Genomic DNA, 24610 nt, shown 5'->3' on the forward strand with positions numbered 1-24610 from the left:
ACGGCCCGGTTCCCTCGGGCAAGGTCAGCGACCCGAAGACCTACAAGAACAACCCCTGGTCGACCGGTCCGTACATGATCGACAAGTTCAGCCCGCAGAAGGAGCTGACGCTGAAGCGGAACCCGTACTGGAACGCCGCGACCGACCCGGCTCGCACGGCGTACCCGGACGCGTACGACTTCAAGCTCCAGCAGCAGTCGGAGAAGATCGACCAGATCATGCTGGCCGACAGTGGTCCCGGGCAGTCCACGCTGACCTACGACAACCTGTTGTCGCAGGACTACACGCAGATGCAGTCCAAGGACCCGAACCGGCTCACGCTCGGCCCGTCGCCCTGCACCTACTACTGGGCACCGGACAACCGCAAGATCACGAACAAGAAGGTGCGTGAGGCTCTCTCGTGGGCCTACCCCTACAAGAACGTGATCCTGGCCTCGGGTCTGATCCCCGGCGTGACGGCCATCGCGTCGACGAACCTGATGCCTCCGGGGGTCCCCGGCCGCACCGAGTACAACGTGACCGGCCGGACGGGCTTCAACACCGATGCCGCCAAGGCGAAGGCTCTGCTCAGGCAGGCCGGTGCCATGGGCTACGAGATCAAGTTCCTCTACCGGACCGACGACTCGGTCAACGTCCAGGTGAAGAACGCCATCGTCAAGGGTCTGACCGCGGCCGGCTTCAAGGCCACGCCGGTCCCGACCACGACGGCGAACTACACCGCGGCGCGGGACAACACCTCCGAGGACATCAACGTCCGCTCGGCCGGCTGGTGCTCCGACTGGCCGTCCGGCTCGACCTGGATGCCTCCGGTGCTGGGCTCGACCAACCCGGACCAGTCCCACTCCTTCGGGTCGAACTACTCCGCCTTCGGCAACAAGAAGGCCGACCAGAGGATGGACGCCATCCAGCGGATGCCGCTCGCCGACCAGGCAGCCGCCTGGAACGCACTCGACAAGCAGATCGCCACGAAGTACTTCCCGCTGTTCACGACGTACTACACCGGCATCGCCGAGGCGCACGGGTCGAAGATCATGGGCGACAACGATGACAACACGGTCGGCATGCCGACCTGGAAGGACATGTGGGTCTCACAGTGACATCAGCGGTGCCGACTACTCGGAAGGGACGCTGAGGATCACCGTGACCTCGCGGTGAGCGAGACTCATCGACAGACACCCCCGGAGGACGGGGCGCGGAGCTCCCGCGCCCCGTCCTCCGCCATTTCCGAGCCGGGTCGGGCGCCGAGATGCCGGGTCCGGTCGGGGGCAGGCCAGCGGGTGACGTCTCGCGACTTGCGTCCAGGCCGTACCCTGGCGCGGGCCGTCGGCATGGCGCAGGAGAGGACGAGCATGACGGGGTTCATCGTGCGCCGGATGGTGAGCTCGGTGCTGGTCATCGTGCTCACCTCGATGTTCGTCTTCGTGCTGTTCTTCAAGGGCCTCGGCGACAGCCCGGCCGTGAACTACTGCGAGAAGCTGGCCCAGGGCAAGTGCAGCACGCTCAAGCTGAACGCGATCAAGCACCAGATGGGCTTCGACAAGCCGATGAGCACCGACTACGGCATCTGGGCCAAGGGCATCTTCGTGGGTCGCGACAAGGTCTATGCCGACGGCAAGTACTACAAGTGCCCGGCTCCCTGCCTCGGGATCTCGATCACCACCGACGACCCGGTCTGGACAGACCTGAGGCAGAAGTACCCCGCCACGCTCACCGTCGCGCTGGGCGGGGCGACCCTCTACCTCGTCTTCGGGGTGCTCCTCGGGACGATCGCCGCGCGCTGGCGGGGCACCGCACTGGACCGTCTCCTCGTGGGTGGCACGCTGGTGTGGTCCTCGATCCCGGACTACGTGATCATCTTGATGGCCTGGATCTTCTTCTCCCTGCGCTGGCAGATCTTCCCGAACGTCGGGTACTACCCGATCACGCAGAACCCGTTGAAGACCGTCGGCTGGATGATGCTGCCCTGGCTCGTGCTCGGCGTCACCAACCTCACCGACTACGCAAGGTTCACCCGCGGCCAGATGGTCGAGACCCTGGGCGAGGACTACATCCGGACCGCCCAGGCCAAGGGGGTCAGGACCACCCGCATCCTGTTCAAGCACTCCCTGCGTGCCGCGATCGTGCCGGTGGTCACGATCTTCGGGCTCGACCTCGCGAGCCTGCTGTCTGGCACGGTGTTCATCGAGCAGATCTTCGGGATCGACGGCATCGGTCACTGGGGCCTCCAGGCCCTCACCTCACCCATCGACGTCAACGTCATCAGCGCCACCGTGCTGGTCGCCGCGATCCTCATCGTGGTCGCGAACCTCATCGTCGACATCGTCTACAGCTTCCTCGACCCCCGGGTCTCGGTGGGCTGAGCTCTCAGGCGTCGTCGCCCCGGCATCGCCGGGCCCACCTCATCTGATGACCCATGCCGAACGCTGCCTTCCTGGTCGGCACAGGTCGCCCGCTCGGTGGTCGCCTCCTGGTCGGTGACCGAGCCCGAGATCGTGCAGGCCGAGTCGTCGACCCGGACAGCTGGTCGGTCCAGCTCCGGGTCACCGACACCGACGCCGCCGCCACCAGCCGTGCGCATCGGGCTTGGCGCGAGCGCCGGGGCCGCGACCGGGGCGACCGTGCCGTCGTTCCGGATCGTGACCGAGCCCACCCAGGCCAGCCCCAGCACCACCCGCGGAACTCGGATCGCCATCAACTGAGTCTCCTTGTCGCCAGGTCGCGTCGTGGCACCACAGGTCGAAACATTGAGAGGGATACCGAGACATCCAGAAGGGACACGGGCTTCCGCACCGGCCGTCGGCCGGGTCAGGAATGCGGCTCGGCGTCGTCGGCGACCGACATCAGCCCATGTCGCACCGCCAGGAGGCTGGCCCGCGCACGATTGGAGACACCGAGCTTGGTGTAGACGTGCTCGACGTGGTTGTCCACGGTCCGGCGCGAGATCGTGAGGCGCTCGGCGATCTGCCGGTTGGACAGGCCGCGGGCCAGCAGGCGCAGCACCTCCACCTCCCGCGTGGTCAGACCCGCAGGCCAGTCGCGGCGCCGGCGTACGGCGTGCCCGGCCGCGGTCAGCACGGCGTCGGCCGCCTCGCCGTCCAGCCGGCCCGCCCGAACCTGGTCGCGCAGCCACCGCGCCGCGTCGTCGCGGGCCAGCGGTGGCCGGTAGGGACGAGGCTCGAGCTTGGCGTGGTAGGCGTCGGCCACCGCCAGGACCCGGCCGGCGGGCGTCAGCGCGTCGCCGCGCAGCCCCCGCGGGTACCCGGATCCGTCGAGGCGCTCGTGGTGCTGGATCGCGATGCTGCCCGCCGCCGCCAGCGCGGGGCACGAGGCGAGCATCCGCTCGGTGAGGTAGGGGTGCAGGCGCACCCGCTCGCTCTCGGCCGACGTGAGCGCGCCCGGCTTGTCCCAGACCGCGTTCGACACGCCCAGTCGCCCGAGGTCGTGCAGGAGCGCCGCGTGCCGCAGGCGTCGCTGCTCGTCGGCGGTCAGGCCCACGGCCCCTCCGGCCCGGCTGGCCAGGTCTGCCACCCCTCGCGAATGCCCGAGCGTGTAGGGGGACTTGATGTCGATGAAGTCGGCGAACGCCTCCACCGCCAGGTCGAGCTCGCCCTCGGTGAGGAGGCGCCGGAGTCCCGGCTCGCCGGCGATCACCTCGTCCCAGGTGGTGGCGCTGTCGAGGTCGGCGAGCAGCTGGTCGGAGCCGACCTGGATCTCCGCGACGAGGCCGGGGTCGAACTGGGTGCCGGCCCTCTCCCTGGCCACCTCCACCGCGGCGAGCTCGCCCTCGGTGCGGTGGTAGACCTCGAGCACGTCGGCGAGGTTGACGATCCGGGAGGTCAGGCAGATCTCCTCACCTCGCGCGCCGTACGGCGCTCCCTTGCCGTCCCAGCGCTCGAAGGTCTGGCGCAGCGTCGTCCGCACGCCCTCCGCGAGCCCGACCGCCTCAGCGAGCTGGTCGGCGGCGAACCAGTGGTTGGCCAGCATCGCTCCGACGTCGCGTCGTCCCTGGCCGGCGAACGCGACGGCGGTTCGGGCTCGGTCGCCCAGCGGGCGACCCTGTCCGAGGTGCTCGACGGTCATCGCCAGCCGGGGACGCAGGCCGGACAGGTCGTGATGGCGGAACCCGTCCTTGAGGGCGAGGTCGTCGCCGAACCACTTCGCCTGCTCGTAGGCATCGACGTGGCAGCCCACCCAGGCGATCAGGGAGCCGAAGTAGAGATCGGTTCTCTCCTCCTCCGACAGGCCCACCCGCTCCCCCAGCCGTAGGGCGATCAGGCACTGGCGCATGGCGTGCTCCATCGGCTGACCCATGCCGAGGTCGGCCCCCAGCGACAGCACGGCGAGGAGCTCGGCCAGCCGCACGCCCGACTGCTGCTGAGGGCGCGGCTGGGTCGTCATCGGCTCAGTACGACTGACCCGGGTGGTAGGCGCAGGCGTCGGTGTCGTCCTGGGTGCCGTTCGAGACCGGGTGGTGGCGGCGGTGCCCGGTGGGGGCGGCCAGCGCCTTCTGCACGACCTGGTGCATGTAGGCGAAGTCGGGGTCGTTGGGGTTGAACTGGTCGCTGAGCCGGAACAGCACCGACTTCGCGCGATGGTCCTTGGCCTTGAGGGCGAGCTGGACGAACGCCGGCAGCAGCTCCTTGGGGATGTCGGTGCTGACGACCTTGCTGCCCGCCGAGCTGATGGCCTGGTAGCGCCGGAGCATGTTGATCGGGTTGGCCTGGTCGATCATCGCGTTGACCACGCAGCGCTGACGTGCCATCCGCTGGTAGTCGTCGGCGCCGTAGCGCCCGCGGGCATACCACAGGGCGTGGAAGCCATCCAGGTGCTGGTCGGCTCCGGGCTGGATGTAGCCGGTGGGTGGAATCCCGGCGTCGGTCTGACCGTTGATCGCGACCGGGACGTTGACGTTGACCGTGATGCCGCCCATCGCGTCGACCAGCTGCCGGAACCCGGTGAAGTCGATCAGCACGTAGTAGTCGACCGGTAGGCCGGTCGCTCCCGAGACCGCCTCCTTGATCGCGTCGGCGCCCTCGTCGGCGGACTTGCCCAGCACGTGCGGGTGCAGGATCGGGACCTCGCGGTAGACCGCGTTGAGCATCCAGCTGCTCGGATCCCCGGGGCCGGTGAACCCGTCGGGGTACAGCGTGTGCAGCGGGCTGCCGGCCGGGAAGGGGACGTCGGCGAGGTTGCGCGGGAGACCGAACGTGACGGTCCGGCCGGTGCGGGTGTCGAGCGAGGCCAGCATCATGGTGTCGGTGCGGGTGCCCTCGCGGCCGGGGCCGGAGTCGCCCCCGAGCAGCAGGACGTTGACCCGGGACCGCCCGTGCCAGGGGTCCTCCGGCTTGACCGAGGGCCGGGTCGCGGTGCGGTTGCCGGTGAAGACGGCGTTCACCACGTGGGCCTGGGCGATGGCATCGCGCACCAGGAAGCCGACCGGCGCGATGACGACGAGGCACAGCGCCCCCACGAAGGCACTACCGCCCACCAGCTGCCAGCGCGGCTCGGTGGGCCGCGGCCGCAGGACGACGAACGTGCCCACGACGCAGGCCACCCACAGCACCACGCACACGACGGTCACCGCCGCGGCCCGGGTCAGCCGGGACGGGTCGAAGGCCAGGTCGAGTGCGTCCGTGAGGTCGTGCGGCGCGACCAGCACTGCCCAGACCGCACCGACGACGGCCACGACCAGGACTGCCGCACCGAGCCGAGGACGTCGGCTGTGCAGCAGTCCCGAGCCGGGCACGACGGCCGACAGCAGGGTCCAGCCGACGGCGTGCAGCACGGAGCCACAGCGGTGGGGTCCAGCCTTGCGGCGGCCGGGCTTGATGCCGTAGGGCGGCATCGACATGCGGGCTCCTCAGGGCGCGTCCGAGACCGGGATCGGCGACAGCAGGCCCATTGAACCCGATCGGGCGCCTCGATGCCCGATTCGCCGCGAGGCCGCGATCCTTGCGGGACGGGTTGGGTCACCCGCGGCATCGATCCTGCGGGTCGACCCCCGTCGCGAGCCAGCGGACCCGACCGTGACGCCGACCCCTCGGCGTCACGGGCCGGATGGAGGCTTCGCTATCTGCGTGAGTGACCCCACGGAGGCGGAGAGGGCCGCACTGAACGGCGTGATGGTGCAAGGGATCGTGGTCGTCGCCGTCGGGTTGTTGGCCCAGGCGATCGCGCCCGGGTTGTTGCTCGTCGGAATCGCCAGAACGACGGACTCGTTCTGCCCCAGCCTTGCGTCGTGGACGTACTGGAGGTCGACGAAGTCGTCACTGGCACCCCCCGGCAGCACCTCCAGCTCCCAGCCAGAGGGCTGGAGGAGCCCTGAGTTGTAGATCATGGGCCGGGGTGGCTGGTGCGAGTGGTCGAGCCCGGTGAAGTCGCTGGTCCTGAAGCGCATCGTCACCCAGAACGACGTGGCGGTGGAGGCGGGGTTGGTCACCGTGAAGTGGGGGACGACGCCATAGACGGCGGTCGCGAAATACCACGTCTTCACCCAGTAGGTCGCCTCGGTCATCACCAGCTGCGGCGCAGCCGGCGCCGACGTCGCGGCCTCGGCCGGCGCCGCCGTCGCCAGGGCCACCGCCGGGACGGCCCAGGCGGCGTGGACGCCGGCCCGAGCCAGGGCCCGCCGGGATGGTGCGGCTCGGCCCGCGCGTCCGGTCGTGGTGTCGCTCTCGCCCTGCATCACGTGCTCCTCATCTGTGGTGGCTGCGCGCTCGACAGTCAGACGCTGTCGAGCCGGTGATGGTCAGCTGCCGACCGCGGGCTCCGCGCTCCTGACCAAGCTGCCGGTCGTCGGCACGAAGCCGGGGCCGGTGGCCGTGACGACGAAGGGCACGCTCGCCGTCGGGTCGTTGGTCCAGCCGATGGAGCCAGGGTTGTCTCTGCCCCCCGAGCTGGCCAGCGTGATGGAGGCGCCGGCCGCAAGGCCGGCGATCGAGGTGAACTCGATCAGCACGCTGGAGTCCCCCGGCTTCGGACCAGGGGTCTGGACGGTCCAGCGGTCGTTGCTGAGCTCGGAGAGGTTCACCAGGCTCGGCGAGGAGGGGTCACTGCTCGTCAGCGGACCGATGAAGTCACTGACGGGGAACTCCAGAGTCAGCGTCACCGTGCCCGCCGGGAGGGACGTGGTGTTGGTGATGGTGAGCTGGGGCACGACGCCGAACGTCCCGTCGTACCAGCTCCAGTCCTTCACCCAGAACCACCCGCTCGACGCATCGAGCCGCAGGGGCGTCCCCGAGGCGGCGGCCAGGGCCGGTGCGGCGGTCGCCAAGGACACCGCAGGCACCACCCACGCCGTGTGCACGGCGGCACGCATCAAGGTCCGGCGTGAGGCTTCGGCCGGTTCGATCGAGGGGCTCACCGCGGCGGTGAGGTCCGCGACAGCACCAAGGAGCTGGTGCTCGTCGCGTCCGGGAAGGTGGCAGACATGGCCACGGCGATCGACTGCGCGGTCGGGTCCTGCCTGAAGTCGAGGCTCGCTCGGGTCGGTCCGCCGTAGGCTCCCAACGAGGCGATGGAGCCGCCCGCCAGCTGCCCTGCGAGGGCGAAGTCGATGTAGACGTCGCTGTCCCCGGGCTCGGGATCCTCCCAGCTCATCGTCCACCCCTGGTCGTCGAAGAGATGCGAGTTCGTCTCGCCGGGCGTCGGGGGGTCGGTGAACGTGTTCACGCCCTGGAAGTCAGCCACCGGGAAGACCATGGTCGCCAGCACGTTGTGCGCCGGCGCGCTGCGGGGGTTGTAGATCGTGAGGTACGGGACCACCCCGAAGGTCTCGTCGCCGATGTCGACGACGTAGAACTCCGCGGTCGTCGACTGGAGCGGCCCGTGGCTCGAGATGACGGCGTACGCCGGAGCGGCTGCCGCGACCGACACCACCGGCACCGTCCACGCAGCCGCACGGACCAGGCTCCGCCGAGAGAGCGGGCGCCAGGGCTGGCCGGAGGCCGGGAGGGGGCCGTCCTCGGGGTGCATCGTCACTCCTCATGCCGTGCGAAGGCACCCGGAGCCCCGAGCGCCACCGACACGGTAGCCAGCGGATCTGGTCGAGACCCGGCTTGGAGAGCGAACGAGCCCGCAAGATTGTTGGGGTAGGCCCTTCCGAGCCGCAGGGCCGTGGCGGGGACACACCCTCGCCGTGCCTCTCAGCGACGGCGCAGCGCGAAGTCGGCGGTGGTGGCACCGGCGTCCGCCGACACCTGCTGCCGGCCCCGGTAGTGCCCGCCCTCGACCGCGAGCTTGTCGTAGTGACCCACCGGCACCTCGGTGATCGTGTAGTGCCCGTCGGCGTCGGTGACCGCGGTCGGGTCGACCGCGCCCCAGGCGTCGAAGGCCAGGACGACCCGCACCCCGGCGACCGGCTCACCCGTCTCACGGTCCAGGACCTGCCCCTGGATCGTCCCGGTCGTCACGGCGGCCGGAGGCATCGCGAAGCCCGCGGCCGGATCGGTGTCGCCGGCACCCAGGGACCCGGCGTCGAACCCCATGCCCCGGTGGGCGAAGACCTGCCAGATCGCGGTGTGGTGTGAGCCGCCGTAGACGGCCGTGTCGGCGACCAGGATCGCGTTGCGCATGTCGAGGAACGACGGGTCGTACGGAGCGAGCTCCATCGCCCGGGTCACCACCATCTCCGACTTCGACGAGCCGAGGCGGTCGCGCAGGTCCCACAGGGTCTGACCCCAGATCTCGCCGTCGGCGTGCACCTCGGGCTCACCGACCACGTGGCCGAAGTCGGCGTAGGTGTAGCCACCGCGATGCCCCGAGCGTCCCCCGCCGCACGCCGGCGAGTCCTGCCCGACCTTGCAGTCGAGGGCCTCGGTGCGGTCCTCGTACATCCCGGCACCCTCGTAGGCACCCATCCGGACGTCCGCGACCCCCGGCCGGTCGGCCTGGAGGTGCTGGTCGACGAGGTAGTCCATGGCGTACCAGTCGCTCCACGCCTCCCCCATCGCGTCGCCCTGGACCGGATCCATCGTCTCCCGGCCGTGCACGTCGACGACCAGCCGGCTGGACAGGCCGTGGGTGTACTCGTGGTAGACGGTGTCGGCCTCGTCGGCGGTGTTGACCGGGGCCCACGGGTCGGCCCGCGGGTAGCCGTGGAAGGGCTTGTGGTTCAAGAACAGGTGCATGGTCGGCGAACGTCCGTCGGGCGGGGTGTCCATGTAGGCGTCGTCGACGTTGTGCCCGTCCGGCAACCCGTGAAGGCGACCGGTGCCGGTGTCCGCACCCGTGTCGGTCTCGACGAGCACGGGGTCGCCCCCGCGGCCCAGGCCCGTGTGGTTGGCCCGCTGGAAGTTGCCCGCTGCCTCGGTGAAGCCGATCGGGCTCTTGTCCAGGTGGTCGTGGAACTGGTTGACGAGGTAGAAGGCCTGGGTGGTGGCCTCCGCGCGGTTCTTGAGCCACGAGTAGGTCCGGTTGGGGTTCCAGGAGCACGGCCACGGCTTGCCGCAGAACTCGTCGGCCCAGCGGGGGTGGAACGTCGTGAGCGGGTACCCCCAGGACTGACCGTGCCGGGGATGCACCTCCTCGCGCCGCGAGGGCCGTCCGTTGGCGTCGACGTCGGAGAAGGCGTGGGCGTTGTTGCCCGACAGGGTGCGCGCGTGGGCGCCGAGCCAGCCGTTCGCGGTCAGGTCGACCCGCACCTGGTGTCCCCCGCGCGAGGCCCCGGGGAAGTAGCGGAAGACGCGGGCGGTGCTGTGCCGCGGCGATGACGCGCGGCCGCCCTGGACGTCCGCCGTCCGCGACGTCAGGGGTCCGCTGTGCAGCGACGCCAGGGGCGTCGAGGCTGCGAGCATCCGATCCGGGGGCGTCGAGCCCTTCCCGGTCGACAGCGCATGAACACGTGAGGTGGTCCCCGACGAGCTTGACCAGGCAGCTCGGGCCCCCGATCCTGCCCGGCCGTGCTGGGCGCCGCTGACCGGCGAGCCGCCCACGGTGAGCAGGCGACCCGACCGGGTCACCGACGCGGTCAGCCCGTGGCTCGGCACGGCTCGACCGTCGACCCGCTGGGTGAAGTAGAGGTGGTGGATGCCCGCGATGTCGCGGTAGTCGCGCTCGAGGTGGAACGTCGCCACGTCGGACCTCGTCAGCCCGAGGGTGGCGGCATGGGCGCGGACGTAGGCCAGCGCAACGGCTCTCGGCGACCGCCGGCTCGGTGCGGTCAGATAGCCGTCGAGGTCGGCGAGGAACCGCACGGTGCCGGTCGCGGCGTCGATGTCCAGCACGCTCTGGCTCGGCCGGGACGGCGCCTGCGCGGCCGCGCCGGTGCCGACCGCTCCGTTGCCGGCCAACGCCAGCGAGGCGAGCGACGCGATCGACGCGATCGCGACGACGGCACGACGCCGGCGCCGCCCCGACGAGAACTGGTCTTGGGGCATGTCCGCTCCTCGGGAGACTCCTGTGGGATCACCAGGGTGGGACCTCGGCCGGACGCCTTCCGTCTGGTTCGTGACACGCCGCTGAGATCCCCGCTGAGATCCCCGACGAAGATCGCAACGAGATCCCAGCGAGATCCCGGCCGGCACGCCACGGATTCCGACAAGAGGCCCATGACCGCCCACGAGGCCATGGCCACGTGCGGTCAGGCGGTCTCGGCCTCGGGACGCATGACGGCCTGACGGGCTGCGCGAAGGAGCGCCCGCACGGCCTGACGGTTGCCCAGGCGGCGCTGGTACACCGCGACCGTGCGGCGACGAGCGTCCTCCTCCTGGAGGGCCCGGATGTTGACCCCACCGGGTGCCGCCCACGCCAAGGTGGGCACCACGCCGACGCCGAGCCCGGCGGCGACGAGCCCGAAGACGAGCTCGGGGTTGGCCGTGGAGACCTGGACCCTGGGCTGGAACCCGGCGCTGCGGCACAGCGAGCGCAGCGCGCGCTCGCCGTCGGGCTGGTCAAGACCGCAGAACCACTCGCGGTCGGCCAGGTCGGCGAGGTTGGCCGGGCAGGCCACCCCCGAGGGGGTGACCACGCGTAGCGGCGCCTCCTCGAGCCGGATCACGTGCAGGCTGGGTGAGAGCTCGCGAGGAGCGCAGGCGTAGTCGTAGAGCAGGCCGATGTCGAGCGCCCCGATCTGCACCCGATCGAGGACCTCGGTGGACAGGCCGTCCTGGATCTCGATGTCCAGGCCCGGCCCGGCGTCGCGAAGGACGCTCATGGTGTCGGCGACGATCCCGCTGCCGGCGTCCAGCGCCGTGCCCAGGCTGATCCGGCCCAGGCGCCCCGAGGCGACGGCACGGGCCTCGTTCTCCAGGGACTCCAGGACGTCCAGGGCGTGCTGCCCGCGCTGAGCCAGGACGAGCGCGGCCGCGGTGGGCCGGATCCGCTGGGGCTCCCGGACGAACAGCGGCAGCCCCAGCTCGCGCTCGAGCGAGGCGACCTGTTGGGCCACCGCCGAGGAGGTGTACCCGAGCTCGCGGCCCGCTTGGGAGAAGGAGCCGCTGCGGACGACGACCGCGAGCGTGTTCAGGTGGAGTGGTTTCAGCATCGTTGTGGCCCTTCACCCCGAGAACCCGGAAGGGGTACGCGCGCACCGTAGCGAGGCGAGCCCGGGGCACACACGCACCCGAGGGCAAGGGTCTGTGGTGCTAACTGACCGGAGTGCGAGGTTTTCGTGGAGGCTCGCGTCGAGCGCACAAGGACGGCGACCGAGGAAACGGTGGTGTGGTGAACCAACATCGTCGTCATCCGATCTCGAAGGGAACCTGACGCGTGTCAGGATCAGCCAGGCGCATCGCCACGTCTGTCATGGGCGAGACACATCCACCGACCCGGACCCGGACGTGCCGGTCTCCCGATGCGCCGAGCAGGTCGGCGGACACTCGACGGCGCGGTGGGCAGCACGAGCGTGTCGCCAGCCGTCGAGTGCCCGGCACGGTGGGAGCACGTCGAGTCTTGTCAGGCGCCGCCGGCGTTCTCAAGGAAGACGCCCCCAGAGATTCTGGGGGTCGGATCCTCCGACCAGACCCTGCAACTCTCAGGTGAGGGGCGGCTCGAGGTAGGTCAGGGTGCGGGCGTCGGCGTCGAGTCGCGCTCGCACCCCCACCGGCCAGGTCTGGACGTGACCTCCGTGGCCGAGGTTGGCATCGGCGACGACCGGGATCCCCAGATCACCGAGACGGTCATCGAGGACGGCTCGGATCTCGGCCTCCGAGGAGTCCCCGGCGTTGGTGAACTTCCCCGTCACCACCCCGGCGGCGTCGGTGAAGTACCCGCAGCGACGCAGGTGGGTGATCATCGTGTCGACCCGGGCGGCGTCCTCGTTCTCGTCCTCGAGCAGGACGATCGCCCCGGGCGGTGACCACGTGGTGTCGGTGCCGAGGGAGCCGGCGACCAGTGACAGATTCCCGCCCGCGGTGAGCCCCTCGGCGGCCCCGCCGCACAGGGTCCGGGCCCCGCGGAAGGCCAGCGGACCGTAGCGGTCCGGCGCACTCAGGCAGGCCCACAGGGAGGAGAAGGAGTAGGACTCGCGGAACTCGCCCTCGGCCACCATCGGGCCCATCACCGACGACCAGCCGAGGCGGCTCGCCAGCGCCTCGAGGAGCCCGGTCACGTCGGAGTACCCCACGACCACCTTGGGCGACACCGCGTCGAGGCCGGTCCAGGCGACCCGCTCGAGCATCCGCTGGGAGCCGTAGCCGCCGCCGACGGTCATCACTCCGGCGACGGAGTCGTCGAGCAGAGCCGCCCGCAGGTCCGCGGCCCGGTCGGTGTCGCTGCCCGCCAGGAACGGCTGGCTGGTGCCCCGCGCGCGGGCCGACGCCAGCTCGACCGGCTCGAGCCCGCAGAAGCGCAGCACGTCGATGCCCTCGTCGATGCGCTCGATGTTGGCCGGGCTGGACGGCGTGAGCAGCGCGACCCGGTCTCCGGGGCGGAGCCGGGGCGGGCGACGCAGCGACGTACGGCGCGGGTCGTGCTCGGTCACGGGGTCACCTCGGAGGGGTCGCGGGGGGAGCGGGAGGCCGCTGGGGGGGCCGTCACGTGATGACACGCGACCGCATGCTCGCCGACGCCCGGCGGCAGCACCGGTACGTCGGTCAGGCACTGCTGCGCAGCGGCCTCGTCCAGCGTGGGACGCAGCGGGCAGCGCGGGTGGAACCGGCAGCCGCCCGGGATCCGGGTCGGGTCCGGTGGCTCGCCGCGCAGCACGCGCGCCGCCTCGATCTGCGAGGTCGAGGGGACGGCGTCGAGCAGGGCCCGGGTGTACGGGTGCTGCGGGCGGAGCAGCACGTCCTCGACCGGACCGACCTCGACGATGCGCCCGAGGTACATCACGGCCACCCGGTCGGCGATGTTCCAGGCCAGACCCAGGTCGTGGCTGACCACGAGCGCGGCCAGCCCCAGGGTGTCGCGCAGCTGGAGGAACAGCTTGAGGATCTCGCCGCGGACCGACGCGTCCAGCGACGAGACCGGCTCGTCGGCCACGAGCACGTCGGGACCGAGCGTGAGGGCCCCGGCGATGACCACGCGCTGCTGCTGTCCACCCGAGAGCTGATGGGGGTAGCGGTCGAAGAAGTGCTCCGGCGGCCGCATCCCGACCTCGTCCAGCGCCTCCGAGACGCGTCGGGTCAGCCCCGCCCGCTGCCCGTGCAGCCGCAGGCCCTCGGCGACCGCGTCGTGGACGTTCTGCCGCGGGTTCAGCGCGCCGTACGGATCCTGGAGCACCAGCTGCACGTGGCGGCGGAACTCGCGCAGGCCGGCACGCGTGCGACGAAGCGGCTTGCCGAGGTAGCGGATCTCACCGCGGTCGGGCACGACCAGACCGACCAGCGCCCGGGCCAGCGTGGACTTGCCGCAGCCCGACTCGCCGATCAGCGCCAGGACCTCGCCTCGGCCCAAGGTCAGGTTGACGTCGTCGACCGCGTGCGCCGCGCCGTGCCCGCGCCGGGCCGGGAAGGTGACCGCGACCCCGCGGGCCTCCAGCACCGGTGGGGCCGGCTGCCGTGTCCCTCCTCGCTCGCCCCGCGCCTGTTCCCGTTCTCGTGCCTGCGCCTGCTCCTGCTCGGGCTGCTCAGCCACGCGACACCGCCCTGTCCCGGCCCTGGTCGTAGCCGGGCGCATGGAGGCAGGCCGCGGCCCGACCGCCCTCCAGCTCCAGCAGCGGGACCTCGCCGGACCGGCAGCGCTCCTCGACCTCGGGGCACCGCGGCGCGAACGGGCAGCCGTCGATCCGCTCGCGCAGGTCCGGTGGGTCACCGGGCAGACCGCCGGGCGCCAGGCGTGAGGCCGGGTCGCCCAGGGTCGGGAAGGCCCCGGCGAGCGCGCGGCTGTAGGGATGCAGCGGCGAGCCGATGACCTGCCGCGAGGGTCCGGTCTCGACCAGCCGCCCGGCGTACATCACCGCGATCCGGTCACACGTGGAGGCGAGGACCGAGAGGTCGTGGCTGATCATGATCAGCGAGATCCCGCGCTCGCGCACGAGGTCGGTGAGCAGCGTGAGGATCTGCGCCTGCACGATCACGTCGAGCGCCGTCGTCGGCTCGTCGGCGATCAGCAGGTCCGGGTCGCAGGCCAGCGCCATCGCCATCATGACCCGCTGCCGCTGGCCGCCCGAGAGCTCGTGCGGGTAGCTGCCGACGCGGCGGGACGGGACCCCGACGCTGTCGAGCAGGTCGCGGGCCCGGGCGCGGGCCGCCTTCTCGCCCACCTTCTCGTGCAGCAGGATCGGCTCGACGATCTGGTCGCCGACCGAGCGGACGGGGTTCAGCGCGCTCATCGCGCCCTGGAACACCACCGACGCCTCGGCCCAGCGCACGGAGCGCATCCGGGCCCAGTTGGCCTGGAGCAGGTCCTCGCCGTGGAACCGGATCTCGCCCGTCACCAGCGCATCGGCCGGCAGCAGCCGCAGCAGGCTCATCGCGACGGTCGTCTTGCCCGATCCCGACTCCCCTGCCATCCCGAGCGTCTCGCCCGGAGCCAGGGCGATGTCGACGCCGCGCGCCGCGAACACCGAGTCGCGACCCGACCGGTACGTGACGGTCAGGCCGCGGACGTCCAGCAGCAGCTCCCCCGGCGTACGACGGCTCGGGCTCGGATCGGTGGCGCGCGCGGTCACCGGGGCTGCACCCGCGCGTTGAGGACGTGCTCCACCGCCCGGCCGACCAGGGTGAAGCCCAGGACGATCACCAAGATCGCGATGCCGGGCGGGACCAGGTACCACCAGGCACCGGCGGTGACGGCTCCTTGCATGAAGGCGTTGTTGAGCAGCGAGCCCCACGAGACCGAGGTGGGGTCGCCGAGCCCGAGGAAGGTCAGCGTCGCCTCCGACAGGATCGCGCTGGCCACCGTCAGGGTGCTCGAGACCAGGATCAGCGGCATCACGTTGGGCAGCACCTGGCGGGTGATCAGCTGCGTGTCGGTCGCCCCCAGGGCCCGCGCGCGCTCGATGAACGGGCGCGCCTCGACCGCCAGGGTCTGGGCCCGGACCAGCCGGGCGGTGCCCGTCCACGAGGTCACGCCGATGGCGATCGTGATCGAGGCCGCGCCCTGCCCGAGGACCGCCGCGAGGGCGATCGCCAAGGGCAGGCTCGGCAGCGCGATGAACCAGTCGGTCACATGCATCAGCAGACGGCCGACGTGCCCTTGGAAGTGGCCGGCCAGGAGCCCGATCGTCGCGCCCAGCACCATCGTCAGGGCCGTGGCCATGACGCCGATGGCCAACGAGGTGCGTGACCCCCAGAGCACCAGGGTCAGCACCGACCGACCCGCCGGGTCGGTGCCGAGGAGGTAGCCGTGCCGCGGCGAGGCCAGCAGGGGCCCGGTCGCCTGGGTGACCGAGAGGTCGCTGGGATGGATGAACAGCGGGCACGCCAGCGCCAGGACGACGAACCCGAGCATCACCAGCACGCCGAACAGGCCGCTCGGCATCCGCAGGACCGCGACCGTGAAGCGCCAGACCGGCACCAGCCGGGACGGGGCCTTCTCCTCGATGTCCGCCCCGGGTCCGGCTCCGGCCGGCTGCCGCTGTTGCGGAGGCTGCGGCGGGCGGGACTGGTCGGTGGCGCTCACTGTCGCCTCACCCGGGGGTCGAGTGCGCGGTAGAGCAGGTCCGCGATGAGGTTGCAGATGATGACCGCGGCGCTGAACACGATGAAGGTGCCCTCGAGCAGCTGGAGGTCGGGGATGCGCAGGGCCGTGAAGGTGAGGTACCCCAGGCCGGGCCAGGAGTAGACCACCTCGACGGTGATCGCCCCTCCGATCATGCCGCCGACCTGGAGGAAGATCACCGTGACCGACGGCAGCAGGGCGTTGGGGACGGCGTGCCGGCGGCGGACGACCTCGTCGCGCAGACCCTTGGCCCGGGCCGTCAACAGGTAGGGGTTGCCGCGCTCGTCGATGATCGAGGAGCGCATGATCGTGACGTACTGCGCGAAGATCACCGCCACCAGCGTCAGGCACGGCAGCACGAGGTGCCAGCCGACGTCGAGGATGTGCGAGGGCGCGAGGCCACCCGCCGTCCCCTGGGTCTGGAGCCCGCCCGCGGGGAAGATCGCGGGGATTCCGCCGACCGACCCGCTGCCGAAGACCACCAGCAGGATCAGCCCGAGCCAGAACGTCGGGACGGACCACAGCGCCAGCGAGACGGCGCTGGCGCTGCGGTCCAAGACGCTGCCCGGGTTCCACCCTGCGCGGATGCCCAGCCACATCCCCAGCCAGATCGAGATCAGGGTCGAGGTGCCCATCAGCAGCAGCGTCGGCCACAGCCGGTCGGCGATCAGCGACGAGACGGACTGGTGGTACTCGTAGGAGTAGCCGAGGTTCCCCGTCACGGTGTGCCCGACGAAGGTCAGGAACCGCTCCCACAGCGGCTTGTCCAGGCCCAGCTGGGCACGCAGGTGGTTCATCTGCGCGTCCGAGGTCGGCCGACCTCGGGTCAGCGCCGAGACCGGGTCGGACGGGATCAGGCTGAAGATCACGAACCCGACGACGAGCAGCATGACGAAGCTGACGATCGCGGCTCCGACCTTGCGAGCCAGGTAGACCCAGAACTCCGACCGCTCGGGCGCCTCCTCGGGGCCCGAGACGGCCGGAGCATCCAGCTGGACGCCGACACTCACGAAGTAGCCATCTGTCGGCTCACTCGCGCTCGGCCGCGGTACGTCGACGCAGGAACATCACGGCGACCCCGATCAGGACGACGACCAGGACCGCCAGCCCGATCCACTTGAAGGCGTTGGAGCTCTGCTGGCTGGCCTTCTGTCCCGCGGTCGCCGCACCGGCGGGCGGCTCGGCCTTCCACCAGCTGGTGAAGCCGTGCTGGAGCGGGTAGAAGCCGTTGGCTGCCTTGGCTCCCTGGAGGTAGTCGGTCACCGAGTCCGTGCGCAGCGCGTCCAGACCGTTCTTGTAGAACAGGATCAGGTCACCGTTCCCGGCGTACAGGATCTTCTGCATCTTCGCGATCGTCGCCGCCCGCTGGCCGGCGTTGAACTGCGTCTGCTGCTGCGAGTACAGCCTGTCGTAGCTCTTGTTGCAGAAGAACGCGTCGGTGTTGCCGTTCTGCCCGTTGTCGTCGGGCAGCGTCCCGCAGGTCTGGATCGACAGCAGATACGTCGGGTCGGGACCGGTGCTCCACCCATCCATCAGCATGTCCCAGTCGCCCTTGGCCAGGTTGTTGTTGAGCTGGTCGAAGCTCATCGAGTTCACGTCGAGCTTGATCCCGATGGCGCTCATCCACTCCTTGACGTACGGCGCGATCGCGGCGTCGGTCGCGTCGTCCGAGTGGATGCCCAGCCGGAACTCCAGGGGCTTGCCGTCGGGCGCCACGCGCACGCCGTTCGGCCCCATCTTGTAGCCGGCGGCGTCGAGCATCTGCTTGGCCCGGGCCGGGTTGTAGTCCAGGGACTCCGAGGCCGACGGCTTCCAGAAGAACTGCGGGTACCCCGGTGGCAGATAGCCCGCCCCGACGACGCCGTTGCCGTCGAGCACCTTGGTGACCAGCTCCTGCCGGTTGATGCCCAGGGCGATGGCCTGCCGCACCCTGATGTCCTTCAGGATCGGGTTCCCCGTGCCCAGCGGCTTTCCGCTGCGGGTCTTGGCCCCCGAGTTGATCTCGATCGCCGACCAGCCGTTGGACTGGGTCTGGTAGGTCTGGATCCCGCTCTTCTTCGAGATCGCGTTGTACTGAGCGGGCGTCAGCCCGTCGATCTGGTCGAGCTCGCCGCTGGTCAGCGCCGCGGCCGCGGCGTCGCTGTTGGAGTAGTAGTTGGTGACCACCTTGTCGAAGTGCGGCGCGCCCAGGAAGAAGCTCTTGTTCGCGGTCATCTCGGCGTACTGGTTGGTCTTGAAGCCGGTGAGCACGAACGGACCGTAGCCGACGACCGGGAAGTCCATGTTCCGGTAGTTCTTCAAGCCGGAGACGTGGCTCTTCCACACGTGCTCGGGCACGATCGGGATTCCCGAGATCGGCACGCTCAGGTAGAGCATGTTGGCCTGTGGCTGCTTGGTCTTGATCACCAAGGTGGTGGCGTCGGGCGCAGTGACCGACTTGAAGTTCGCGACCAGGGAGCCGTTCGACGTGGCCGCGGTCGCGTTGTGCATGATCAGGTTGAAGGTCCACGCGGCGTCCGCCGCGGTCAGCGGCTGGCCGTCGGACCACTTCAGGCCCGGGTGGATCTTGAAGGTCCAGGTCAGCTTGTCCGGCGAGGTCGTCCAGGAGTCGGCGAGGTAGGGCACCGGCTCGCCCTGGTCGTTGAGCATCGTCAGCGACGGGTAGATCGTGCCGATGACGTTGAGCTCCCCGTCGTAGTAGCTCAGGAACGGGTTGAACGTCGTCATCTGGGTGTCGGCGTTGACGGTCAGGGTCGTGGTGTCCGAGGACGCCGCCTGGGCACTCCCGCCGGCCGCCTGACCGGTCAGCAGCGCGGCCGCCGCCAGCCCGGCGACCACCAGGGCTGCCACGCTGCGCCGACGGCCGTGCCTCCGGGTGAGATCTCGCCTCGTTGTGGTCACTGCTGACTCCTTTCTGACCGCGACCGCGCGTCGTCGGTCCGGATGAGGTCCCCCGCCGCTGCCCGGGAGGGAAGCGGGGCCCGTTCTCCGAGCGAGAGCGTGCCGTCCGGCCACAGCAGCACCTCGGGTGCTGGTGGCCGGCCGTTGTACCGAGACGAGAAGGAGGCGGCGTAGGCGCCGGCCTCGTGCAGCACGACGAGGTCGCCGCGCCGCAGCGTCGGGAGGCGATGCACGCCGAAGGTGTCGGTGGACTCGCAGACCGCGCCCTGGACCAGGACGTCGCCGACCCCGTCGCGCGCGCCCTGGCCGAGGTCGCCGGGCTCCGGGTCGAGGAGCGCGGTGACCCGGTGGTGGCTGCCGTAGAGGGCCGGCCGGATCAGCTCGGTCATGCCCGCGTCGAGGACGACCTGCCGCTGGTCACCGCGCAGCCGGGTGTGCAGGACGCCCGCGACCAGCCAGCCGGCGCCCCCGACGACCACGCGACCCGGCTCGATGGCGGCGGTCGCGGGGAGGGCGAGCCCGACACGCCCGAGCTCGTCGGCCAGGGCCGCGGCGAAGTCCTCCGGCGCCGGGCTCGTGCCGTGTGCCGGGAAGCCGCCTCCGAAGTCGACGGTGTCCGGCGTCCCGTCACCTGCGTACGCCGCGCCGGCCCGCTCGAGCAGGCCGACGGCGCGGCAGCCGGCCAGTGCCCAGGCGGACACGTCGCGAAGGTGCGACCCCATGTGGACGTGGATGCCGGCGAGGCGGAGCCCGCGGCGCCAGACCGACGACGCCGCCAGCCCCAGGAGGTCGCCGGCGCTGAGGCCGAACTTGCTGACGGCCAGTCCCACCGCGAGGCCGGGTGCGGTCTCGGGCTGGACGTCGGGGTTGAGGCGCAGCAGCACCGGCAGGTCGGCGTCGTGCCCCGCGGCATCGCAGCGCAGCCGGTGCAGCTCGGCCAGCCTGGTCAGCTCGTCGGCCGACTCCACCGCCAGCCACCGCAGGGGCGTGCCGGCGACCGCGGCGTCCACGGCGGCCAGCAGGTCGGCGTCGGTCTTGCCCACGCCCTCGAGCGTGGTCCGCCCGACCGGGACGTCGGCGGCGCGGGCACCGGCCCACTCACCGCTGGAGACGACGTTGGCTCCCCAGCCGCGCCTCGACAGCAGTGCCGCCACCGCCGGGAGGTCGTTGGCCTTCAGGGAGTACTGCCGGACCCACGGACTCGGGAAGGCACGCTCGACCGCGGCCGCGGCCCGGGTCACCGCATCCACGTCGACGACGTAGACCGGTGTCCCGAACCGCGCCGCGGCTTCGGCGAGCCCCGCCTGGACGGCGGCTGCCGGCGCGCTCGACCCGTCCGTCGTCCCCGTTCCCGTCGACGTGCCCATCGACGCCGGAGGTGTGTCGAGCGTCACGCGCGGAAGTACAGCACCATTCAGAACGTCTGGTCAACGCTCTCGTCTGAACGAAATGAATCAGTTACTCTTCGGGCCATGTCAGAGGGCCCGGCGTCGTCCCTGGGTGTCACCGAGCGGGTCCGTCGTAGCCTGGGACAGCTCAGCAAGTCGGAGCGGAAGGTGGCCAGGGCCCTCCTGTCGGGCCCGCCCACGACCGGGCTGGAGTCGGTCAGCCAGCTCGCCGCGCGCGCCGACGTGAGCGGGCCGACGGTCAGCCGCTTCGTGACCCGGCTCGGCTTCGACAACTACGCGGCGTTCCGGCAGGCACTGCGCGACGACCTCTCGGCGCGGGTGCTCTCGCCGGTGGAGGTGTACCGCAGCCACGACCTGGCCAGCTCCGACCGCACTCCGCTCGGGCTCGCCGCCGACGCCCTGGCCCAGGCGGTCACCGGGACCCTGGCCCAGCTCAGTCCGCCCGACTTCGAGCGGGCCGCCGCCCTGCTCGCGGCGGAGCGACACCGGGTGCTGGTCACCGGCGGCTGGACCAGCCACCTGCTGGCGGCCATGCTCACCTCGCTGGTGCGGCCGTTCCGCTCCGGCGTGCATCACGTGCCCTCCCTGGCGGCGGAGCGGGCCGCGGCGCTGGCAGACCTGAGGCGCGGCGACGTGGTGGTCGTCTTCGACTTCCGGCGCTACGAGCTCGACACCTTCGAGTTCGCGCGCCTGGCTCGCGACCGGGGCGGGCACCTGGTGCTCGTCACCGACCCCTGGCTCTCCCCCATCGCGGACCTGGCCGACGCGGTCCTGCCCGCCCAGGTCGACGGCCCGTCGCCGTTCGAGAGCCTGACGCCGACAGTCGCCGTGGTCGAGACGCTCGCGACCGACGTGGCCCGCCGGCTCGGCGCGGCCGGCAATGCCCGGCTCGACCGGTACGGGTCGATCGCCGACCAGTGGGTGCGTCCCTTCGGCGGCTCGGGCCCGGACGGCGACGCATGACGACCAGTCCCCGGCCCGGGCCGGTCGTCGCGGTGACGTTGGGGTACGACCTCCCGCGCAACCCCGGGCAGCTGGGCGTCCGGGGGGCCATCCTCGAGACGCTGGTCGCGGCGGGCGCGTCGCTGCGGCTGGTCTCCGCGCTCGGTCACGCGCCGTTCGACGAGGCCTTCTACGACGGTCTCGACGGGCTGGTCCTCCCCGGCGGACCGGACCCGCACCCACGGCTGTGGGGCGAGCGGGTCCACCCCACGACGGTCATCGACGAGGGCCGCGACGAGCTGGAGTACTCCTTGCTGCGCGGGTGCCTCGAGCGCCGCCTCCCCGTCCTGGGTGTCTGCCGGGGGCTCCAGGTGGTCAACGTCGCGCTCGGCGGCTCGCTGGTCCAAGACCTCCCGCCCGAGCCGGTCGACCACCGCGGCGCAGGCGACCGCACGACCATCGCCCACGAGCTGCGACTGCTGGAGGGTTCGCGGATCGCGGCGATCTCGCGGTCCACGCGCCTGCGGGTCAACACCGCACACCACCAGGGCGTCGGCCGGCTCGGGGCCGGACTGGTCGCCACCGGCTGGGCCGAGGACGACTGCGTCGAGGCGCTCGAGTGGGGCGGCGACGAACGGTGGCTGGTCGCGGTGCAGTACCACCCCGAGGACCTGCGTGCCGCCGAGCCCGCGCACCTGCGGCTGTTCACGGCGTTCCTGGACCAGGCCCGGCGGTCGCGCGCGAGGAGTGAGGAGTGGACCGGATGTACGACCTGATCCTGCGAGGCGGACAGGTGCTCGACGGCCGGGGTGGCGAGCCACGCCGCACCGACGTGGCGGTGGCCGGCGACCGCATCGTGTCGGTCGGCGACCTCCCGGCGGACGAGCCCGCGGCCGCGTCGGTGGACGCCGACGGCCTCGTCGTCTGTCCCGGCTTCGTCAACCCGCTGTCGCACTCCTACCTGTCGGTGCTCGAGGACGGCACGTCGCTCGGCGAGCTGGTCCAGGGCGTGACCACGCAGATCTTCGGCGAGGGCGACTCGATGGGTCCCGTGCCGCCCGACGACCGCGAGACCCTGGTCCGCGAGGCCGCGGCGTACGGCGTGGAGGTGACCTGGACCCGGCTGTCGGAGTACCTCGACACCGTCGAGCGGGCCGGCTGCACGCAGAACGTCGCGTCTCTGGTGGGGGCCGCCACGATGCGCATCCTCGGCGTCGGCTACGACGACCGACCCGCCACCGACGACGAGCTCGACGTGATGCGCGAGGTCCTCGCCGAGGAGATGGCCGACGGCGCGTTGGGCATCGGCTCGTCGCTGATCTACGCGCCGGGCAGCTACGCCTCGACGGCCGAGCTGGTCGCGCTGTGCGAGGTCGCGGGCCGCGTGGGCGGCACCTACGCCTCCCACGTGCGCAACGAGGGCGCGGAGCTGCTCTTTGCGATCGAGGAGCTGCTCGAGATCGTCCGCCGGTCCGGCGTGCACGGCGAGATGTGGCACCTCAAGGCAGCCGGCGAGACGGAGTGGCCGCTGATGGCACCCGCCCTGGAGATGCTCCAGGCGGCCCGCGACGACGGGCTGTCGGTGACGGCCGACGTCTACCCCTACACCTGGAGCGGCACCGGCCTGTCGTCCAACGTGCCCCCGCACTGGCACGAGGGCGGCCCGGACGCCCTCTTCGACCGCCTCTGCGACCCCGACACCCGGGCCCGGATCCGCGCGGAGATGGCCACGATCGGGAGGTACGGCGACACCCCCGACGCCCGCAACGTGCTGCTGCTGCGGCTGCGTCATCCCGACAACGCACGCTGGCAGGGCCACACCCTCGCCGAGATCGCCGACGACCGCGGACACGACCCGCTGGACACCGCACTGGACATCCTGGCCTCGGAGCGCACGTCGGTCTTCACCGCCTTCCACTCCATGAGCGAGGACAACCTGCGTCGACAGCTGGCCGTCCCGTGGGTCGGCGTCTGCTCCGACGCGGCCTCGATCGCGCCGTCCGGGCGCAGCCTGGACTCCCCCACCCATCCGCGCGCCTACGGCTCCTTCGCGCGGGTGCTCGGGCACTACACCCGAGAGCTGGGCGTGCTGACCCTGCCCGACGCCGTACGCAAGATGACCTCGCTGCCCGCCTCGACCTTCGGCCTCACCGACCGCGGCGTGCTGGAGCCCGGCTACGCCGCCGACCTCGTGGTCCTCGACCCGGCCGCGGTCGCCGACCGCGCGACGTTCGCCGATCCCCACCAGCTCTCCGTCGGGGTGCGCGACGTCGTCGTGAACGGCGTCCTGGCCCTCCGCGACGGTGCCCCCACGGGTGCCCGCCCGGGCCGCCGGCTCCGCCGTACCCGGCTGTCGTGAGCCCGGTGGGAGGCACGGCTGTGACACCAGCCGGCATGGGACCTTCCTGGACGGGTACGCCCGGCCCATGCCTTCCTTCCCGATCGTCGTCGACACCGTCGTCCTCGATGTCGACGGCACCCTGGTCGACTCCAACTACCACCTCACGCTGGCGTGGTGGCGAGCCTTCGGTGACGTAGGCAGGCACGTCCCGGCCTGGCGGATCCACCGCTCCATCGGCATGGGCGGCGACCGCCTGGTGGCAGCCGTGGCGGGCGACGACGCCGAGGAACGCGACGGAGACCGCGTGCGCACCGCCTGGGAGCGGCACTACGACGCGGTGCTGGCGCAGATCCGCCCCCTCCCCGGCGCACCCGAGCTGGTCTCGGAGCTCGACGGACGCGGGTTCGGAGTCTCGCTGGCCAGCTCGGGGCTTCCCCGACACACCCGGAACGCGCTCGCTCTACTCGGGTCGAGCGGACACATCGACGCGGCGACCACGAGCGAGGATGCCGACGAGTCCAAGCCCCACCCCGAGCTGGTCCAGGTGGCCCTCGACGAGGTCGACGCCTCCCGCGCGGTCATGGTGGGCGACTCCGTGTGGGACGTCAGCTCCGCCCGGTCCGCGGGCCTTCCGGTCATCGGCCTGCTCTGCGGCGGCTTCGGCCGCGCCGAGCTCACAGACGAGGGCGCAGCCCTCGTCTGTGACGGCCCCGACGAGCTGCTGAACCGCATCGACGAGGTGCTCCGCTGCGCCGGCGGCGACTCCGCATGAGGCTCCTCGCGGCGGGTACGTCCGCCCCATGAGCGAGTTCGGTGACCGCGAGCTGGATGAGGACCGCATCGACCTCGGCGGCGTGCCCGCCGGCGAGAAGATCTCGGACGCCGATGCGGCCGAGCGCGTCGACGAGGAGCCCGAGGAGCAGGTGAACCGCAAGGACCCTGTCTGGGACGAGGAGGACCAGGAGGACTGACCGCG

Annotated in this window: 22 protein-coding genes; 7 read left to right on the forward strand and 15 right to left on the reverse strand. The window is 71.4% G+C overall.

Annotation, left to right across the window (positions count from 1 at the left end; genetic code table 11):
• The coding region (locus VHW64_RS01465; RefSeq protein ID WP_329648722.1) for an ABC transporter substrate-binding protein at positions 1-1097 on the forward strand (1097 nt) is incomplete at its 5' end.
• Between the two features lie 252 nt (positions 1098-1349).
• Positions 1350-2360, forward strand: a complete 1011-nt coding sequence (locus VHW64_RS01470; protein WP_329648723.1) for an ABC transporter permease — start codon at positions 1350-1352, stop codon at positions 2358-2360.
• Here the strand turns inward: VHW64_RS01470 and VHW64_RS01475 are convergent.
• The 15 genes from VHW64_RS01475 to VHW64_RS01545 all read right to left on the reverse strand — a co-directional run bounded on the left by VHW64_RS01475 (position 2324) and on the right by VHW64_RS01545 (position 20336).
• Positions 2324-2692, reverse strand: coding sequence for a hypothetical protein (locus VHW64_RS01475; RefSeq protein WP_329648724.1), 369 nt, complete (start codon positions 2690-2692; stop codon positions 2324-2326). The two genes, VHW64_RS01470 and VHW64_RS01475, sit on opposite strands and share 37 nt — an antisense overlap.
• Positions 2693-2805: 113 nt before the next feature.
• Positions 2806-4398 carry an HD domain-containing phosphohydrolase gene (locus VHW64_RS01480; RefSeq protein WP_329648725.1) on the reverse strand — a complete coding sequence of 531 codons (1593 nt, stop codon included), beginning with the start codon at positions 4396-4398 and terminating at the stop codon, positions 2806-2808.
• 4 nt (positions 4399-4402) lie between these two features.
• Positions 4403-5851 (reverse strand): LCP family protein, encoded by a 1449-nt coding sequence (locus VHW64_RS01485; protein WP_329648726.1) that lies wholly within the window; start codon positions 5849-5851, stop codon positions 4403-4405.
• Positions 5852-6046: 195 nt separating this feature from the next.
• Positions 6047-6685 (reverse strand): hypothetical protein, encoded by a 639-nt coding sequence (locus tag VHW64_RS01490; protein ID WP_329648727.1) that lies wholly within the window; start codon positions 6683-6685, stop codon positions 6047-6049.
• Positions 6686-6748: 63 nt separating this feature from the next.
• Positions 6749-7363, reverse strand: coding sequence for a hypothetical protein (locus VHW64_RS01495; protein WP_329648728.1), 615 nt, complete (start codon positions 7361-7363; stop codon positions 6749-6751).
• Positions 7360-7974 carry a hypothetical protein gene (locus VHW64_RS01500; RefSeq protein WP_329648729.1) on the reverse strand — a complete coding sequence of 205 codons (615 nt, stop codon included), beginning with the start codon at positions 7972-7974 and terminating at the stop codon, positions 7360-7362. Before VHW64_RS01500 ends, VHW64_RS01495 begins: the two co-directional genes overlap by 4 nt.
• A 170-nt stretch (positions 7975-8144) precedes the next feature.
• On the reverse strand, positions 8145-10376 hold the full coding sequence (locus VHW64_RS01505; RefSeq protein ID WP_329648730.1) for a M36 family metallopeptidase: 2232 nt from the start codon (positions 10374-10376) through the stop codon (positions 8145-8147).
• Positions 10377-10579: 203 nt separating this feature from the next.
• The gene (locus tag VHW64_RS01510) at positions 10580-11482 is read right to left on the reverse strand and encodes a LysR family transcriptional regulator (protein WP_329648731.1); all 903 of its coding nucleotides are present in this window, start codon (positions 11480-11482) and stop codon (positions 10580-10582) included.
• Positions 11483-11971: 489 nt separating this feature from the next.
• A complete protein-coding gene (locus VHW64_RS01515) occupies positions 11972-12919 on the reverse strand; it encodes an LD-carboxypeptidase (RefSeq protein WP_329648732.1) in 948 nt (315 codons plus the stop codon).
• Positions 12916-14013 (reverse strand): ABC transporter ATP-binding protein, encoded by a 1098-nt coding sequence (locus VHW64_RS01520; protein ID WP_329648733.1) that lies wholly within the window; start codon positions 14011-14013, stop codon positions 12916-12918. The genes VHW64_RS01515 and VHW64_RS01520 overlap by 4 nt, the downstream gene beginning before the upstream one ends.
• Positions 14006-15049: an ABC transporter ATP-binding protein gene (locus VHW64_RS01525; protein ID WP_329648734.1), complete on the reverse strand. Its 1044-nt coding sequence runs from the start codon at positions 15047-15049 to the stop codon at positions 14006-14008. Before VHW64_RS01525 ends, VHW64_RS01520 begins: the two co-directional genes overlap by 8 nt.
• Positions 15046-16002, reverse strand: coding sequence for an ABC transporter permease (locus VHW64_RS01530; protein ID WP_329648735.1), 957 nt, complete (start codon positions 16000-16002; stop codon positions 15046-15048). The genes VHW64_RS01525 and VHW64_RS01530 overlap by 4 nt, the downstream gene beginning before the upstream one ends.
• A complete protein-coding gene (locus VHW64_RS01535) occupies positions 15999-17051 on the reverse strand; it encodes an ABC transporter permease (RefSeq protein ID WP_329648736.1) in 1053 nt (350 codons plus the stop codon). Before VHW64_RS01535 ends, VHW64_RS01530 begins: the two co-directional genes overlap by 4 nt.
• Positions 17052-17070: 19 nt before the next feature.
• Positions 17071-18942: an ABC transporter substrate-binding protein gene (locus VHW64_RS01540; RefSeq protein WP_329648737.1), complete on the reverse strand. Its 1872-nt coding sequence runs from the start codon at positions 18940-18942 to the stop codon at positions 17071-17073.
• A complete protein-coding gene (locus tag VHW64_RS01545) occupies positions 18939-20336 on the reverse strand; it encodes a hypothetical protein (RefSeq protein WP_329648738.1) in 1398 nt (465 codons plus the stop codon). The genes VHW64_RS01540 and VHW64_RS01545 overlap by 4 nt, the downstream gene beginning before the upstream one ends.
• A gap of 78 nt (positions 20337-20414) precedes the next feature.
• On the opposite strand from VHW64_RS01545, the gene VHW64_RS01550 reads away from it, so the two are divergent.
• The 5 genes from VHW64_RS01550 to VHW64_RS01570 all read left to right on the forward strand — a co-directional run bounded on the left by VHW64_RS01550 (position 20415) and on the right by VHW64_RS01570 (position 24605).
• Positions 20415-21314 carry a MurR/RpiR family transcriptional regulator gene (locus VHW64_RS01550; RefSeq protein ID WP_329648739.1) on the forward strand — a complete coding sequence of 300 codons (900 nt, stop codon included), beginning with the start codon at positions 20415-20417 and terminating at the stop codon, positions 21312-21314.
• The gene (locus VHW64_RS01555; protein WP_329648740.1) at positions 21311-22069 is read left to right on the forward strand and encodes a gamma-glutamyl-gamma-aminobutyrate hydrolase family protein; all 759 of its coding nucleotides are present in this window, start codon (positions 21311-21313) and stop codon (positions 22067-22069) included. Before VHW64_RS01550 ends, VHW64_RS01555 begins: the two co-directional genes overlap by 4 nt.
• On the forward strand, positions 22057-23652 hold the full coding sequence (locus VHW64_RS01560) for a D-aminoacylase (RefSeq protein ID WP_329648741.1): 1596 nt from the start codon (positions 22057-22059) through the stop codon (positions 23650-23652). The genes VHW64_RS01555 and VHW64_RS01560 overlap by 13 nt, the downstream gene beginning before the upstream one ends.
• Before the next feature lie 67 nt (positions 23653-23719).
• Entirely contained in the window at positions 23720-24406 is a 687-nt protein-coding gene (locus tag VHW64_RS01565) for an HAD family hydrolase (RefSeq protein ID WP_329648742.1), read from the forward strand.
• A gap of 28 nt (positions 24407-24434) precedes the next feature.
• Positions 24435-24605, forward strand: coding sequence for a hypothetical protein (locus tag VHW64_RS01570; protein ID WP_329648743.1), 171 nt, complete (start codon positions 24435-24437; stop codon positions 24603-24605).
• The last annotated feature ends 5 nt before the right edge of the window (positions 24606-24610 follow it).

The sequence above is a fragment of the Nocardioides sp. genome (genome assembly GCF_036267815.1).
In the GTDB taxonomy this organism is placed as follows: domain Bacteria; phylum Actinomycetota; class Actinomycetes; order Propionibacteriales; family Nocardioidaceae; genus Nocardioides.